The organism is Telluria sp. ZB2R32, from assembly GCF_059685715.1.
In genome coordinates this window covers 460,450-476,549 of sequence record NZ_JCASIG010000001.1, presented here as the reverse complement: position 1 = coordinate 476,549, position 16,100 = coordinate 460,450, and the positions used below count along the sequence as shown (strand labels likewise).

The window sequence follows — 16,100 nt, the reverse complement described above, 5'->3', positions numbered from 1 at the left end:
GCATCATCCCGCACAACCATCTGTTACCATCGCCGCTGGCGCCGCACCAGGCGCACGCTACTGACGGGATGACATGAATTTGACGAACGACCAGCGCGGCTTGCCTGCGCACCTGATCGCGGGCGCCTTTGCCGCTTGTACCTTCCTTGCCGCCGGCAGCGTCCTGGCCGCGCCAAAAGCGGTACTGCCGAAAGGCGTCACCCTCGGCGCCTCGGTCGAAGGCATCACCGAATACCGGCTGGACAATGGCTTGAAGGTGCTGCTGTTCCCGGACAATTCGCGTCCCACCGTCACCGTCAACGTCACTTACCTGGTCGGCTCGCGCCACGAGAATTACGGCGAGACCGGCATGGCGCACCTGCTCGAACACCTGCTGTTCAAGGGCTCGAAAAAGAACCCCGACATCACGCGCCAGTTCGCCGACCGCGGCATGGATTTCAACGGCACCACCTCGCTCGACCGCACCAATTACTACGAAGTGTTCCAGGCGTCACCGGCGAACCTGGACTGGGCGCTGCAGATGGAAGCGGACCGCATGACCGGTTCCTTCATCGCCCAAAAGGACCTCGACTCCGAGATGACGGTGGTGCGCAACGAGTTCGAGAGCGGCGAGAATTCGCCTTCCAGCGTGCTGATGAAACGCATGCAGAGCATCGCCTATGACTGGCACAGCTATGGCCGTTCGACGATCGGCAACCGCAGCGACATCGAGAACGTCAGGATCGCCAACCTGCAGGCGTTTTATCGCACCTGGTACCAGCCCGACAATGCGGTGCTGCTGGTGGCCGGCAAGTTCGATGCGAACGCCACGCTGGCGAAGATCGCGCGCCAGTTCGGCGCCATTCCGAAACCGGCGCGTACGCTGCCCGCCTTCTGGACGGTCGAACCGACCCAGGACGGCGAGCGCAGCTTCGCGGTGCGGCGCCAGGGCGACGTCCAGATCGTCATGCTCGGCTACAAGGTGCCGTCCAGCCTGCACGACGACAGCGACGTGATGGCGTTTGCCTCGGCGATCCTGGGCGACGTGCCGACCGGACGCCTGCACAAGGCGCTGGTCGAAACCGGCAAGGCGAGCCAGGTATTCAGCTTCGGCGAAACCGGCTACGCGCCCGGCCTGCAATACATCGGCGCGGTGGTCAAGAAGGGCGAGCCGCTCGAACCGGTGCGCGCCGCGCTCACCGAGGCGGTCGAGACCTTCGGCGACAAGCCGCCGACCGGCGACGAGATGGCGCGCATCCGCCGCATGGTCGAAAACGAAATGGAGCGCAGCCTGAACGATCCGCAGCGCGTCGGCGTGGCGCTGTCCGAGACGATCGCGCTGGGCGACTGGCGCCTGTTCTTCACGGGCCGCGAGCGCATCAAGACCATCACGCCGCAAGAGGTGGCGGACGTGGCCAAACGCTACTTCCGGCGCGACAACCGCGTCACCGGCACTTTCCTGCCCGAAGATGCGCCGCAGCGCGCCGTGATCCCGCCGGCGCCGAGCGTCGAGAGCATCCTCAAGACGTTCAAGCCGCAAGCCTCGACCCTGGTCGCCGAAGACTTCGAGCCGACCCAGGACAACATCATGAAGCGCACCCAGCTCGTCACCAAAGGCGGCGTGAAGCTGGCGCTGCTGCCCAAGAAGAACCGCGGCGAAGCGGTGACGGTCAACCTGCGCCAGCACATCGGCGATGAGCAGAATTTGTTCGGCAAGGGCGCGGTGCCCGAACTGACCGGCGCCATGCTCATGCGCGGCACCAGCCGCTACACGCGCGAACAACTGGCCGACGAATTCGACCGTCTGAAGATTGCCGGCGGCCTGACCCACTTCCAGACCACGCGCGAACACTTGCCCGACGCCCTGCGCCTGGTCGCGCACGTGCTCAAGGAGCCGGCCTTCCCGGCGGCCGAGTTCGAGCAATTGCGGCGCCAGGCGCTGGTCGCCCTCGAATCCAGCCGCGCCGAGCCGCAGGCAGTGGCTGCGCGCGCGCTGGCGCGCCATTTCGACCTCTACCCGAAAGGCGACGTGCGCCACGCGAACAGTTTTGACGAAGACCTGGCCGAACTGAACGCAGCGCGTCTGGAAGACCTGCGCGCCTTCCACCGCGAGTTCTACGGCAGCGTGCCGGCCGAGATGGCGATCGTCGGCGACTTCGATGCGGCCGCCATCGCACCGCTGGTCGACGAACTGTTCGGCGCCTGGAAAGCACCGGCCAACGTGGCGCCGGTGCTGCGCCGTCATGCCGAGATCGCCCCCTTGAAGACCACGCTCGACACGCCCGACAAGGAAAACGGCTTTTATAGCGCGCGCCTGAACCTCGACCTGAACATCGACGATCCGGACTATCCGGCCCTGATGCTGGCCAATTACATCTTTGGCGAAGGCGGCCTGCGCTCGCGCCTGATGGACCGCATCCGCCAGAAGGACGGCCTGTCGTATGGCGGCGGTTCGCAGCTGGAAGCGGGTGACCGCGACCGGGCCGGCGCCTTTGGCATCAGCGCGATTGCCGCGCCGCAGAACCTGCAGCGGCTCGATGCCGCCATTCGCGCCGAACTGGCGCGCGCAGTGAAAGACGGCTTTACCGCAAGCGAACTTGCCGGCGCCAAATCAGGGCTGATGCAGCAGCGCCAGCAGACCCGCGCCGAGGATGGCGCGCTCGCCGCCGGCTGGACCGCCTACCTGTACCGCGGCCGCACCTACGACTGGTCGCGCCAGTTCGAAGCGAAGCTGATGGCGGTCACGCTGGCGCAGCTGAACGCCGCCTTCCGCAAGGCGATCGACCCAACGAAGCTGTCGGTGGTGATGGCGGGCGACCAGAGCAAGGTCAAGTCTGTGCCGTGAGCGCCGCCTCTTGGTGAATCCGCGCCAGGGCGGTAGAATGTTGCTCTTTAGCATTATTCGGCAATAAGCGTCGGTAACAGGCAGGAGCAGTTCATGAAGGGCAGGAAAGTGCAGGAGCAGGGAGAAGTTCAGGGCGTGATCTCGTTCGCCGGCAAGGTCGTGCTGGTGACGGGCGCCGCCAGCGGCATCGGCCGCGCGGTGGCGCTCGCATTTGGCCGGGCCGGCGCCGCGGTGGTGGTGGCCGACGTCGCCGTCGATGGCGGCCATTCGACGGCGGCGATGATCGTCGAAGGCGGCGGCAAGGCGCTGTTCGTGGCGACCGACGTCACGCAGGCAGGCGAGGTGGCCGCCATGGTCGACAAGACCGTCCAGCGCTACGGCCGCCTCGACTGCGCCGTCAACAGCGCCGGGCTGTTCGAAGAGGGCAGCACCCTGGCCGAACTCGACGAAGCGGTCTACGACCGCGTCATGAACGTCAACGTCAAGGGCGCCTGGCTGTCGATGAAATACCAGCTGCGCCAGATGGGCCAGCAGGGCAGCGGCGCGATCGTCAACCTGTCGTCGGCGTTTGGCGCGGTCGGCGCGCCGGGGCAGGGCGTGTATGCCGCCAGCAAGCACGCGCTGGCCGGACTGACCAAGAGCGCGGCGCTCGAGCATGCAAAAGACGGCATCCGCGTCAACGCCGTGTGCGCGGGCGCGGTGCGTACGCCGATGCTGGCGCGCGCGGTCGGACGCGAGCCGGGGCTGGAAAAGAAGCTGCGCGCGGCGCATCCGATGGGACGCTTCGCCGAGCCGGCCGAGATCGCGCATGCGGTGTTGTGGCTGTGTTCCGAGCAGGCCTCGTTCGTGACCGGGCACGAGCTGTCGGTCGACGGCGGGTTTACGGCGATTTGATTGTTCGTTAACACGAGGCGGGCTTTCAGCGTGGGCACGAGTGCCCACCCTACTTGGGCCGCGGCGCCTTCAACTTCGCCGCCGGCGGCACCACGCGGCCGGCGCGCAGGTCCTGCACCGTTTGCGCCACGGCGCGCGCCACGTTGCGCACTTCTTCCTGCACGTCGGTGTCGCGGTCGAGCGTCTCGTGGCTGTCGGCGTAGGATTCGTAATAGCCGATGAAGCGGTCGAGGGTGCCGAAGCTGCCCGAGTCGACCAGTCCCATCCAGTTCAGCCAGTCCGTCAGCGAGCGGCGCGTGCCTTCGATGCCGGCGACGTCGCCATGGACCACCAGGCCGAATGCGCGTCCGGCCAGGTGCTTCGGATAGTCCCAGCCGCCCAGTTCCATTTCCTTGGCCATCATCGCATCCTTGCCCTGGGTCGAACTCGGGTCCGGGTTACCGCCGTCGGCGCAGACCAGGCGGTCGATCATCAGTTTCAGGGTCGATGGCGTCTGGTACCAGTAGACCGGGGTCAGGATGATGACGCCGTGCGCGGCCACCCAGCGTTCGTAGATCTCGTTCATCCAGTCGCCGGTCTGGTTCAGCGAATGGTTAGGGTAGCAGCTGCACGGCCAGTGGCACAGCGGCATGGCGGTGGAGGCGCAGGCTTTGCAGGGGTGGATGTGACGGTCGTAATCGGAGGTCAGGCGCGACAGGTCGAGCAGGTCGGCCTCGATGCCGCACCCGGCCAGCGTGTCGCGCGCGATCTTGGTCAGGCGCCACGACTTCGACATCTCGCTCGGGCAACTGCCGTCGTTGCGCGCCGAGGCGTTGATCAAGAGGATGCGGCTGGGCGTATCGGGATTCTTCTGGTGGACTTCGGCGGCGAGGAGGCGGTCGCGCGCGGCCTTCCATTCGACCGACAGGTCGTAATCGGGATCGGCGAAGCCGACGCCCGCCTTGAGCGTGACCGGCGCCTTGCGCTTGTCCTGGTAGGCTTGCCAGGCGACTTCCTCGACCGCGGCCAGTTCGGTTGAAACTTCCTGGTAGGCGGGATCGAAAAAGCCCTCCATGAACTTGCTGCGGAACTCGTCGCGTTCCAGCCGTGGCGGCGCCTGCCCCGTGCGAACCGTCGTCATAAACATACCCTTCAGTGAATGAAGACCGATTATCGGTAATGTCCAGCGGTGGGGATGTACGCTGGCGTACGGTTGCGGCCATAAAAAAAAGCGGGCGGCGCACATGGCGCCCGCCCGCTTTTCAGTACGTCAGGAACCTTACTTCACTGGCGCCGGTGCGACGGTCGTCGTCGATGCCGTGGTTGCCGCTGCGGTGGCGCCGGTCGGCTGGCGCAGGGTCATGACCCACACGCGCGCCACGTCCGACAGGCCGCCGCCGGCCTTGACGCTCTCGAAGGTCGCGATTGCCTCGTCCTTGCGGCCGGCCTTGGCCTGGGCCGCGCCGAGGCGCAGCCTGGCTTCGTCGGGCTGCTTCAGGCCGCCCTTGGCGATACCTTGCTGGATGAAGGCGATGCCCTTGTCGTGCTGGCCCATCGTCGAATACGCCCAGCCGAGGTTGACCAGGCCGGCGCCTGTCTTCGCCTTGGCAGCCGAGGCTTCGCCGGCGGCGATGTTTTTCGCGTCGTCGGCCGCGCCCTTGTCGGCACGGGCGCGCAGCGCGTTGTGGGCCTTGGCATTGCCGCCCTTGCCCAGCACGCCTGCCGAGTAGCCGGCGTCGAGCACGTTCTTCGCTTCGGTCGGGAAGCCGTCGCGCAGGGCGGTTTCGGCCAGGTCGACGTAATCTTCCTCGCGCAGCGTCTTCATGGTGCCGAAGTAGAGGCGCAGCACCGGCAGGAAGTTATCCTGGCTGAAGCCCGGCTTGCGGATCACGCTCACGCGGATCAGCTCACCCCAGTACTCGTCGCTCGGGTAGTAGGTCACCAGCTTCTGGACGGCCGTCTCGTAGGCGGCGGTGTCCTTGGTTTCGTGGGCGGCGCTCATGAAGAGCTTCAGGTCTTCCTGCGACGGCGCCTTGCCGGCCTTTTCGGACTCGGCGACCAGTTGCTGCAGCTGGGTCTTGGCGCCGGCGTAGTCCTTGTTCAGGTACTGGGCGCGGATCTGCAGCGGACGGGCTTCGGCCATGTTGCCGCCCATCGATTCATAGCGCTTGAGCTGTTCGCTAGCGGCGGCGTAGTTCTTGGCGTTGTACTGGATGTTGGCGATCGCCAGCACCAGCTTGGCCTGGTTTTCCTGCGGCTCGAAGCCCGACTTGACGACTTCTTCGGCGGCGGTCAGGATGCCCTGTTCGTTGCCGGCCGCCGAGGCGGCCGCCATCTTGATGCGGTTCAGGATGTAGTTCTCGTACGGCGTCTTGTTCGGAATCGCGTCGGCCTGGGTGATGCGATTCTGCAGTTCGGCGGTATTCTTGGCGGCGATCAGCTGCTGGATGGTTGCCGAGTCGAGCAGCTTGAACAGCTCCGGGCGCACCGTGTTGGCCGGCGCGGCTGCTGCGGGCGCTGCCTGCTTCTGGGCGTGGGCGCTCGTCATCAGGGCAGGCGCGGTGTTCAGGCCGACGGCAGCCAGCAGCAGGCACAGGCGAGCAAGGCGGAAATGGGACATGAGTGATCCTTCTAAAAAGATGAGCGGAGAAAAACAAGAAATGCGATCCGCGGCAAGATGGCGATTTTGCCAAGCTTGAGCAAACGGGCATTGTCCCATAATTGGTGCCCGGACGGCGGCACCCTGCGCCGCAATTGTGCCGCAGGAGGGGCGCTGCCGGGGCCGGCGTTACATTGCGTTACCGTGTTTCAAACACGATAACGCAATCGGCGCTGGCGCTGACGAGTCCGACGATCAGAAACCCGGCACCGGGCACTGGCCGGCCGCTTCGATCTCGCCCGCCAGCCAGGCGTTGACCGCAGCCAGGGCCGGAGCGGCGAAGCCATAGGTCATCAGCGCCGGCGCATCGAAGTCGAGCGCCTGGTAGGGGTTCCACAGCGCCAGGTGCAGGTCGGGATGCCAGGTGGCGCGCAGGGCCGGGTCGTAGCGGCGGCGCGAGGTCGAGGCCAGGATGGTGAAGCGGCCATCCTGCGGCAATGCGCTCCAGTCGAAGCCGGCGGGATCGGCAAAGGTGACCAGTTCGACGTCGAACAGGTGCGCCAGTGAGGCGGCGATGCTGGCCGCCGGCACGCCGGCTTCGGAGACGCCGTCGCTGACCACGTCCTGGCGCGCCACCAGCCGGATGCGGCTGCCGGGCGCGGGACGGCGCACGGCGCCGCGGCTGCTCAGGCCGCGCTGCCAGGCGCGCGCCATCAGGGCGCGGTCCGCATCGTCGGTGGAGTAAATCGGCGCTTCGTCGGCGCCCGGTGCTTCGCCGGCCATGACCTCGCAGCCCGCAGTCGCCGCGATGGCGGCGCCAGTGTTGCTTGCGGCGCCTGCGGGATACGCGGCTGCCAGCTTGTCCAGCCGCGCCAGGCGTGCCTCCACCTCGGCCAGCGGCAATTCGCCCGAGCCGATCGCGGCGGCGATCGCGGCGACCGTCTCTTCCTGGTTTTCGCGCGAGCCGATCGCCATCACCATGTCGGCGCCGGCAACCAGTGCACGCACGGCGGCATGACCGACGCCGTAGCGGTGCGCGATCGCATGCATGTCCATGCCGTCGGTGATGACGACGCCCTGGTAATTCCACTGTTCGCGCAGGATGCCGGTGAGGATGGTGCGCGACATCGTCGCCGGATATTCGGCGTCGAGCGCCGGATAGACGATGTGCGCGGTCATCATGGCCGGTGCAGTGTGAGCACCCCGCGCTCCCTGCGCCGCCATGCGGAAGGGGGCGAACTCGAAGCGCTCCAGTTCGGCCAGCGGCTTGTCGACGGTCGGCAGCGCGCGGTGCGAGTCGACGTGGGTGTCGCCGTGGCCGGGGAAGTGCTTCACGCAGCAGGCCACACCCTCCGATTCGCTGCCGGCCATCCAGGCCAGCGCAATGCGGGTGGCGGTGGCGGGATCGGCGCCGAACGAGCGCTCGGCGATCACCGGGTTGTGCGGGTTGTTGTTCAGGTCCAGCACCGGCGCGAAGTTCCAGTTGAAGCCGAGCGAGCGCACTGCGCGCGCCACGGCGGCGCCGACCTCGCGCGCGAGATCGGGATCGTTGGCCGCGCCCAGCGCCATTGCCGACGGCGGCGCCGGCACCCAGGTCGAGCGCACCACGGCGCCGCCTTCCTGGTCGAGCGCGATCAGGGCTTGCGGTCCCATGGCTGCGCGCAGGTCCGCGGTGAAGCGGGTCAGTTGCGCTGCATCCGTCATGTTCTGGCGGAACAGGCAGGCGCCGCGCACGCGGTTCTCCTTGATGAAGGCGGCGGTGCCGGCATCGAGTTCGGTGCCGAACAGGCGCACCATGATCAGCTGTCCGGCGAGTTGTCTCAGGTGGTCCATGGGTTCAGTTGGCTTAGTTGGTCCTGGTGACTTTGCTCAGGTGGCGCGGCCGGTCCGGATCGAGTCCGCGCGCTTTCGACAGGTGTGCCGCCATCACATAAAAGGCCTGGATCGCGACGATCGGGTCGAGGTCGGGCGTGGCCGCCACCGGCAGGGTCAGGTCGCGTTCAAGGATGTCGTCGGGCGCGGCCAGCAGCACGCGCGCACCGCGCCCGCGCATTTCAAGCGCCAATGCCACCAGGCCGGCCTGCGCCGGTCCGCGCGTGGCGAAGATCAGCAGGGGATAACCGTCTTCGATCAGCGCCATCGGACCGTGCTTGATCTCGGCGCCGGAAAAGGCTTCGGCCTGCAGGGCCGAAGTTTCCTTGAATTTCAGGGCCGCTTCCAGCGCGATCGGGAAGCTGATGCCGCGTCCGACCACCATGATGTTGCGCGCCGGCGCCAGCACCTCGATCGCCGCCGACCAGTCGACCCGGGAGGCGGCGCGCAGGTCGGCGGGCAGGGCGGCCAGGCCCGCCTTCAGCTCGGCGTCGTCCTGCCATTCGGCCACCAGGCGTGCGCCCGCAACGAGGCTCGTGATAAAACTCTTGGTCGCGGCCACGCTCTGCTCTTTACCGGCATGCAGGGGCATGGTCCAGGCGGCGCTGTGTGCCAGCGGCGATTCGGCGTCGTTCACCAGCGCCACCGTGGTGGCGCCGCCGTCGCGGAAGTACTGGATCGGTTCGACCACGTCCGGGCTCTGGCCCGATTGCGAGATCGCGATCGCCAGCGTGCCTTGCGTGACCAGCGGCGATTTATAGAGCGTGATCAGCGACATCGGCAGCGAAGTCACCAGCCGCCCCATGCGCGACATGATCAGGTAGGCGACATAGCCGGAGGCGTGGTCCGAGCTGCCGCGCGCGACCGTCACGGCGCTGTTGAACCCGGCAGCGCGCAGCGTACGCCCCAGCTCCGCGTAGCGCTCGCCGTCCTGCGACAGTTGCAGGGCGACGCAATCGCCCGCGGACATGGCTTCCTGCAGCATGAGCGAGGTTTCGGTCACAGCGCTTCTCCTTCGATGTAGACGGCTTTGATGTTCAGGTCGCGGTCGAGCACGACGAAGTCGGCATGGCAGCCGGGCGTCAGGCGTCCGCGCCGGGTTTCGCCGAGATAGTCGGCGGCATTCGTCGACACGCGGCGCGAGGCTTCTTCGATCGACAGCCCGATCTTGACCAGGTTGCGCAGCGCGCCATCCATCGTCAGCGTGGAGCCGGCCAGGGTGCCGTCGGCCAGGCGCACGCCGCCCATGCATTTATGGACAACCTGGCGCCCGAGCATGTATTCGCCGTCGGGCATGCCGGCGGCGGCCGTCGAATCGGTCACGCAGAACAGGTGCGGGATCGAGCGCAGCGCCACCTTGATCGCGCCCGGGTGCACGTGCAGCAGGTCGGGAATGATCTCGGCGTACTGCGCATGCGCCAGCGCGGCGCCGACCATGCCCGGTTCACGGTGGTGCAGGCCCGGCATCGCATTGAACAGGTGGGTAAAACCGGCGGCGCCGTGTGCGATCGCGGCCACGCCATCCTCGTACGAACCGCTGGTATGGCCGATCTGCACGCGGATGCCTTCTTCGGCGAGCGTGCGCACCAGTTCCAGATGGCCGTGAATCTCGGGCGCGACCGTGATCACGCGCAGCGGCGCCAGGCGCTCGTAGGCCTCGACTTCGGCCAGCGTCGCTTCCTTGGCGAACGGTGGCTGCGCGCCCAGCTTGGCGGCGTTGATGTACGGGCCTTCGAGATGCACGCCGAGGATGCGCGCCTCGTGCTTGCCGCGCTCCCTGCAGGCGGCGCCGATGGCGCCGAGCGCGCGCTCGATGTCTTGCGGCGGCGCGGTCATGGTGGTGGCCAGCAGGCTGGTGGTGCCGTGGCGCGCGTGCAGGGCGGCGATGGCGTGCGGGGCGTCGCCGCCTTCCATCATGTCGCGCCCGGCGCCGCCGTGCACGTGCAGGTCGATGAAGCCGGGCAGGATGTAGTCGTCGCCATTGCTGGCGGGATCGACCTTGCCGCCCTCGATGGTATCGATGGTAGCGCCGAAACGCAGCTCGCCATGGACCCAGCCGCCAGAAGTGAGGATATTGCCTTTCATCCGTGCTTCTCCAGGTGGCGTTCGATCATGAAGAGGGCGCCGCGCGCGGAGTCGCCCTGGGCAGGCAGGCAGCGCGCCCGCGTTTCCGGCGGCAGGTAGGCCAGCAGCACTTCGCCCAGGCCGCCGCACAGGGCCAGCGGCAGGCTGTGGCTGCGGTCGAGCGCGTCGGCGATCTGCGCCACTTCCTGGCCGGCGTGTTCCAGGATCGCGCGCGCCACCGGATCGGCGTCGGCATGCATGACGACGAAGCGCGCCAGGCCGGCATAGGCCGTCTGGTTGGCGCGTCCGAGCCAGATCTGCACCGCGTCGCGGCTGCCGCCGCAGGCGGCGATCACGTCGCGCGCCAGCGCGCCGCCGGCCACGCGGCCGTCGAGCACCTGTTCGATATGGTTCAGCGCGCGCAAGCCCATCCAGGCGCCGCTGGCCTCGTCGCCGGCCGGGAAGCCCCAGCCGCCGACTTCGACCTTGCTGCCGTCCGCCAGCATCGCTTCGCCGACGCTGCCGGTGCCGATCGCCACGATCGCGCCCGGCTTGCCGCCGTGCGCGCCCATCAGGGTGCTGAAGCCGTCGGTGTCGAGCACGAGGGCGGCAAAGCCGGGATCGGCGGCGACGAATTGCGCCGCCCAGTCCTTGTTGTGGACGCCGGCCAGGCCGAGGCCGATCGCCATCGAGGACAGGGGAGGGGAGCCGACGTCGGCCACCGCGCAGGCTTCGCCGATGGCGGCGAGGATGGTGGTCCAGGCATTGGCGATGCCGTGGGAGAGGCCGGAGGGGCCGCCGGATGCTTGCGCCAGTTCGACGCCGTTGGGGTCGGTCAGGCGCACGCGGGTGCCGGTGCCGCCGCCATCGACGCCGATGAGATATTCGATCATGGGAAATGAGTGCCGGGGAGGTCAGGGCACTATAGGGAGGCGGGTTGAGCTTGTCAACAGGTATTTAATTGGTATTAGTCTTTCGTGCGCGCCGGGTGGGGAGATGCGGCGCCCGCAGCCCGGTTGTCCTATGAAGAGACCGGGCTGGCGCCGTATCTGAACTGGTATTGATGAGGTGGTATTGCTGGGCTGCGAAACAGAGTGTCCCAGGTGCCGGAGCCGGAATCACAGCTAGTATTTATGTAACTAACCAACAAAAAGCGCCGATCACTATAAACCCAGGTCGGCATGGCCGCACCCGGTCAGGTGCCGCGTACGAAGCGGCAATACGCGGCGCTGGCGCCTTCGCTGTGCAGGGCGCCGTTGTGTCCGGCCTTTTCCAGCAGCAGCAACTGCTTGTCCTGGCGCGGGATGGCGTCGAACACCTTCTTGCCCAGGCGTGGCGGGGTCATGGTGTCCTGGCCAGCGCTGATCACCAGCGCCGGCGACTGGAAGCGCGCGGCGGCGCTGCGGTTGTCGACCTGGCGCAGCGACGGGTCCAGTTCGATCCGCACGAAGGGCCAGGCATACCAGGGGATGTTGGATGACACCAGGTCTTCGGCGCTGGTGGCGGTGGTTTCCAGCACCGTCGCCAGCACCGGCCGCGCCGCGGCGACGTGGGCGGCCATGAAGCTGCCGAGCGACTGGCCGTGCACGATCACGCGGCCGGGAAAGCGCGCATTCACCGCGTCGAAGATGGCCAGCGCATCGGCCCGCATGTTGGCGACCGTGGGCGTGCCGCTGCTACGCCCGTAGCCGCGGTAGTCGAACACGGCGACGTTGGTGCCGCAGGCGCCCAGCACAGGCAGCAACGCGTCGCCGTGCTGGTCGAGATGGAACATGTTGCCGCCGAAATAGAGGATGGAGGTGCGCGCACCAGGCTGCTCAAGCAGCACGCCCTTCAGCATGGCGCCGTCCTGGCCCGCGACTGTCAGGTCGGTGGCGACGCTGGCCAGGCGTTGTGCGGGGACGGTGCCGGGCGCGTCGGGGCGGATGAAGTGACGCTCGGTCACGCGCACCTGGGCACATCCCGCCAATAGGATACTTATCGTCATCGCCAGCACTGAAGTTTGCATCATACCTCCTGTTATACTGATTGTAATGGAATAAAAAATTAACGTTAAACGATAATAAGTTAATGAATAACGATAAGTCAATGAGTGGCTACATCCGCTTGGTGCGTGTCCTCTCGGCTCTGCTCGCCTTGCTGCAGCTTGCCTACTTCCTGCTGTCCTGGGTCTTCCCCGAGCCGGTTCAGGTTGGACCCGTCACCATGCGCTTTTCTCCGCGCGGCATGGACGCGAACGCGGTTGCCAACTTGGCGCCCGTCTTGCGCTGGGCCGGCATCGGTTGCGCATTGCCCGCCTTGCTATTGCTCGGCTACGCGCTGCTGCGCCTGGACCGCATGCTGGGAGCCTGCGCCGGCGGCCGCATGTTCGCGCTGCGCACCGTCGGCCACATGAAAGCCTTTGCCGCCGCGCTGCTGGGGACGCTGGTGCTGACGGTGCTCGAACCGGCGCTGCGTGCCTTCGTGTGGCGCCATGGGTTGGGCAGCGGCGTGCAAGGCGTCCAGGTCGGGATCTCGTCGGAAGAGTTGATGCTGGTGCTGATCTGCGCGCTGTTCTTCGTGGTCGTCTCGATGATGCACGAGGCGCGCCGCATCGCCGAGGATAACGAGGGCTTCGTCTGATGGCCATCGTGATCGAACTCGACGTCCTGCTGGCCCAGCGCAAGGTGAAATCGAAGGAACTGGCCGCCTACGTCGGCATCACCGAGCAGAACCTGAGCCTGCTGAAGTCGGGCAAGGTGAAGGGCGTGCGCTTTGCGACGCTGGAAAAGATCTGCGAGCGGCTCGATTGCCAGCCTGGGGACATCATCCGTTACGTGCCGGGCGCAGCCCAGGAGGGGGAGGGGCTCGACATATAAGCGCCATCGGTTAGGCCAGGCGCGCCAGATCCGATATAGTGTCGAAAGGACATCGGAGCCTGCTCCCCCGCATTTGAATTCGCTGACACCTCCATTTCATGACGACCCGCACTTCCTGGTACCCCGGTTGGAACATCGTTGCCGCCGCCACCCTGCTGACCATGCTCACTGTCGGCATGCGTCTCGGCATCGGTCCCTTCTTCCTGCCGATGGCCGAGGACCTGGGTTTCAGCCGCAGCCTGCTCGCGTCGATCATCGGCATCGGCATGCTGTGCTACGGCCTGGCGATGCCGCTGGCCGGCTACCTGGTCGGGCGCCTCGGTACGCGCTTCGTGCTCCTGCTCGGCACGGCAATCGTGTTCCTGTCGACGGCGTGGACGGTGACGGCGCGTACCCCGGTCTCTTTCCTGCTCGCCTTTGGCGTCCTGATGTCCTTCGGCCTCGGCTTTACCAGTCCGGTGGCGCTCACGCCGGTCATCAGCCGCTGGTTCACGCGCCAGCGCGGCATGGCGCTGTTCTTCCTGTCGACCGGGTCGATGGCCGGCATGGCGGTGCTGACGCCGGTGCTGACCTTTGCCGTTGCCTCGGTGGGATGGCAACAGACCTTGCTGGGTTTCGCCGTCATCTTCGCTGTAGTCACGGTGCCGGCCGCACTGTTCATCATCCGCGACGACGCGCCGGCCGGCACCGACCTGTTGCCGGCTGCGGCCGGCAGCCCGCCGCAAACGGCGCCGCCGGTCCAGGCCAGCCTCGGCTTCGCCGCAGCCGTGCGCACCGCCCCGTTCCTGAAAATCGTGTTCGGGCTGTTTGCCTGCGGCTTCAGCATGAACCTGCTGGGCACCCACGGCGTACCGATGCTGATGGACCATGGTTTCGACGCCATGACCAGCTCCTACGGCATCGGCCTCATCGGCCTGGTGGCGATTCTCGGCACGCTGGTGCTGGGCCGGCTGTCCGACCACACGGCGCGCCGCAACATCCTCGGCGCCATTTATTTCGTGCGCGGCCTGGGCTTCTTCGCGCTGCTCGTGGTCGGCACCCACTGGGAGCTGTACATCGCCGCCGCCATCGGCGGGCTGGTGTGGGCGGGCAGCATCGCTACCTCGTCGGCCATGCTGGCCGATATCTACGGCGTGCGCCTGGTCGGCCTCATGTACGGCACCGCCTACCTCGGCCACCAGGTCGGCGCCATGCTCAGTTCCTGGCTCGGCGGCTGGGCCTTCGAGCGCTTCGGCACGCACTGGGTCGCGTTCGGCACCGCCGGCTTGCTGTTGCTGGCGGCGGCGGCCGTGTCGATGCGCCTGCCCTTGAAAGGATTTACCCTGATGGCGCCGGCCATGGCGGCGAAGGGCTGATCCGCTTTCAGCGCGGGAATCGATAAAGGCACGCGCTCCCTGTGGAGCGCGTGCTTTTTTATTGGTGCCTGGCCGTTTGTCGCGGAACGCGTCCATTTAGTTCGGCTGGCACGAATGACGCCCCGCATGAGCTCAGCCGGCACGTCGGGTTACAAGGTTCAGGTAGCCACGACACGCACGCCAGCGATGAAGATTTTCCATAGCCCACTTGCGTACCATGCAGCCGCCGTCATGCGCACCGGCGTCTACCTGGTCGCCATCCTGCTGGTGTGCTGGAACTACTGGATCAACCGCTATTTCGGCATGCCCGACATCGACCAGATCAGCTACCACCTGCAGTTCGGTGCGGAGGGGCTGGGCGCCTCCGATCCGGCCGTGGTGCGGCGCTTTGTGCGCTGGTGCGTCGTGGTGCCGCTGCTGCTGCTCGTGTGCGTGCTGCTGGCGGAACGCTGGGTCATCGCACGCGGCAAGCGGCTGTCGGCCCGCCTGCGCGCCGCGTTGCCGGTGGCGGCGCTGATCGCGGCCATTGCCCTCTGGCTGTCGCAGCTGTCGATCATGGAATTCGTTGCCGCCAACACCGGCCCCGATTACTTCGGCCAGCATTATGTGCCGCCCGCCAAGGTGGCAGTGCAGCGCGTCGAACCCAAGAACCTGATCCTGATTTACGTCGAGAGCCTGGAGGCCGGCTACAGCAACCGCGCAGTCTTTGGCGACAACCTGATCGCTCCCCTGACCGATCTCGCCGCCCGCAGTTTTGATATTGAACATTCCGACCAGTTCGAGCAGGTGCCCGGCACCGGCTGGACCATCGCCGCGATGGTGGCGACCGGGTGCGGCGTGCCGCTCAAGCGCATCACCGTGTTCGACGAGACGACCCAGGGCGACGTGGTGCAGGCCTTCCTGCCGAATGCCGTCTGCCTGAGCGACATCCTGGCCCGGCACGGCTATCGCAACGTGTTCATGGGCGGAGCCTCGCCGACCTTCGCCGGGAAAGGGAAATTCTTGCGCGCCCATCATTACCACGAGGTCCTGGGCCGCGAGGATTGGCAGCGCGATGGCGTGCCGGAAAACGCCATGAACGGTTGGGGGCTATACGACGAAGACCTGTTCGGACGCGCGCGCGCCCGGCTGGGCGAACTGCATGCCGCCGGCCAGCCCTTCAACCTGACGCTGTTGACGGTGGACAGCCACGAACCCTTCGGCCACCTGTCGCGCGGCTGTGCGCGCCGTGGCCATGCCGGTTTCGAGGGCGTGATCCGCTGCAGCGCCGACGATATCGCCGCCTTCGTCGACCATGTCGCCGCGCGTGGCTACCTGCTCGACACCAACATCGTGATCCTGGGCGACCACCTGGCGCGGCGCAATCCACTGACCCACAAGCTCGCCCGCCTGCCGGCGCGTTCGCTGTTCAACGCCTTTATCGGCGCGGCGGTGCCGGAGCGGAACCGCGCGCAGCTGGTGCACTTCGACTTCCTGCCCACGATTCTCGAATTCAGCGGTTTTACGGTCGAGGGCGGGCGCCTCGGGCTCGGTTACAGCGCCTTCAACCGGCACGCCGTCCAGCCCGCACCGCAGCGCCTGCGCGAGCTGCGCGCGTCCGTCATGAACCGCTCCGACAGCTACCGCGCGCTGTGGATTGCGGCGCGGCGATGACG

13 protein-coding genes are annotated in these 16,100 nt (G+C 67.0%); 6 read left to right on the top strand and 7 right to left on the bottom strand.

Features of this window, described 5'->3' with window-relative positions; genetic code table 11:
- The first annotated feature begins 73 nt into the window (after window positions 1–73).
- On the top strand, window positions 74–2,824 hold the full coding sequence (locus tag AC56LG_RS02070; protein WP_497164471.1) for a M16 family metallopeptidase: 2,751 nt from the start codon (window positions 74–76) through the stop codon (window positions 2,822–2,824).
- Between the two features lie 93 nt (window positions 2,825–2,917).
- Window positions 2,918–3,718, top strand: coding sequence for a glucose 1-dehydrogenase (locus AC56LG_RS02065; protein WP_497164470.1), 801 nt, complete (start codon window positions 2,918–2,920; stop codon window positions 3,716–3,718).
- 49 nt (window positions 3,719–3,767) lie between these two features.
- Here the strand turns inward: AC56LG_RS02065 and AC56LG_RS02060 are convergent, their stop codons facing one another.
- The 7 genes from AC56LG_RS02060 to AC56LG_RS02030 form a co-directional block, all read right to left on the bottom strand.
- Window positions 3,768–4,838, bottom strand: a complete 1,071-nt coding sequence (locus tag AC56LG_RS02060; RefSeq protein ID WP_497164469.1) for a flavodoxin family protein — start codon at window positions 4,836–4,838, stop codon at window positions 3,768–3,770.
- A 138-nt stretch (window positions 4,839–4,976) separates the two neighbouring features.
- On the bottom strand, window positions 4,977–6,317 hold the full coding sequence (locus AC56LG_RS02055; protein WP_497164468.1) for a tetratricopeptide repeat protein: 1,341 nt from the start codon (window positions 6,315–6,317) through the stop codon (window positions 4,977–4,979).
- 234 nt (window positions 6,318–6,551) lie between these two features.
- Complete coding sequence (locus AC56LG_RS02050; protein WP_497164467.1) at window positions 6,552–8,129, bottom strand: glycoside hydrolase family 3 protein; 1,578 nt, start codon at window positions 8,127–8,129, stop codon at window positions 6,552–6,554.
- A 13-nt stretch (window positions 8,130–8,142) separates the two neighbouring features.
- Window positions 8,143–9,153, bottom strand: a complete 1,011-nt coding sequence (locus AC56LG_RS02045) for an SIS domain-containing protein (RefSeq protein WP_497165009.1) — start codon at window positions 9,151–9,153, stop codon at window positions 8,143–8,145.
- A gap of 14 nt (window positions 9,154–9,167) precedes the next feature.
- Entirely contained in the window at window positions 9,168–10,253 is a 1,086-nt protein-coding gene (gene nagA, locus AC56LG_RS02040) for an N-acetylglucosamine-6-phosphate deacetylase (protein ID WP_497164466.1), read from the bottom strand.
- Window positions 10,250–11,125, bottom strand: coding sequence for a glucosamine kinase nucleotide-binding domain-containing protein (locus AC56LG_RS02035; RefSeq protein WP_497164465.1), 876 nt, complete (start codon window positions 11,123–11,125; stop codon window positions 10,250–10,252). Before AC56LG_RS02035 ends, nagA begins: the two co-directional genes overlap by 4 nt.
- A gap of 302 nt (window positions 11,126–11,427) precedes the next feature.
- Window positions 11,428–12,243 carry an alpha/beta hydrolase gene (locus AC56LG_RS02030; protein ID WP_497164464.1) on the bottom strand — a complete coding sequence of 272 codons (816 nt, stop codon included), beginning with the start codon at window positions 12,241–12,243 and terminating at the stop codon, window positions 11,428–11,430.
- A gap of 77 nt (window positions 12,244–12,320) precedes the next feature.
- On the opposite strand from AC56LG_RS02030, the gene AC56LG_RS02025 reads away from it, so the two are divergent.
- The 4 genes from AC56LG_RS02025 (at window position 12,321) to AC56LG_RS02010 (ending at window position 16,098) form a co-directional block, all read left to right on the top strand.
- Window positions 12,321–12,854 carry a hypothetical protein gene (locus AC56LG_RS02025; RefSeq protein WP_497164463.1) on the top strand — a complete coding sequence of 178 codons (534 nt, stop codon included), beginning with the start codon at window positions 12,321–12,323 and terminating at the stop codon, window positions 12,852–12,854.
- Window positions 12,854–13,090, top strand: coding sequence for a helix-turn-helix domain-containing protein (locus AC56LG_RS02020; RefSeq protein WP_497164462.1), 237 nt, complete (start codon window positions 12,854–12,856; stop codon window positions 13,088–13,090). Before AC56LG_RS02025 ends, AC56LG_RS02020 begins: the two co-directional genes overlap by 1 nt.
- Window positions 13,091–13,188: 98 nt before the next feature.
- On the top strand, window positions 13,189–14,445 hold the full coding sequence (locus AC56LG_RS02015; protein ID WP_497164461.1) for an MFS transporter: 1,257 nt from the start codon (window positions 13,189–13,191) through the stop codon (window positions 14,443–14,445).
- 231 nt (window positions 14,446–14,676) lie between these two features.
- Window positions 14,677–16,098, top strand: a complete 1,422-nt coding sequence (locus AC56LG_RS02010; RefSeq protein WP_497164460.1) for a sulfatase-like hydrolase/transferase — start codon at window positions 14,677–14,679, stop codon at window positions 16,096–16,098.
- The last annotated feature ends 2 nt before the right edge of the window (window positions 16,099–16,100 follow it).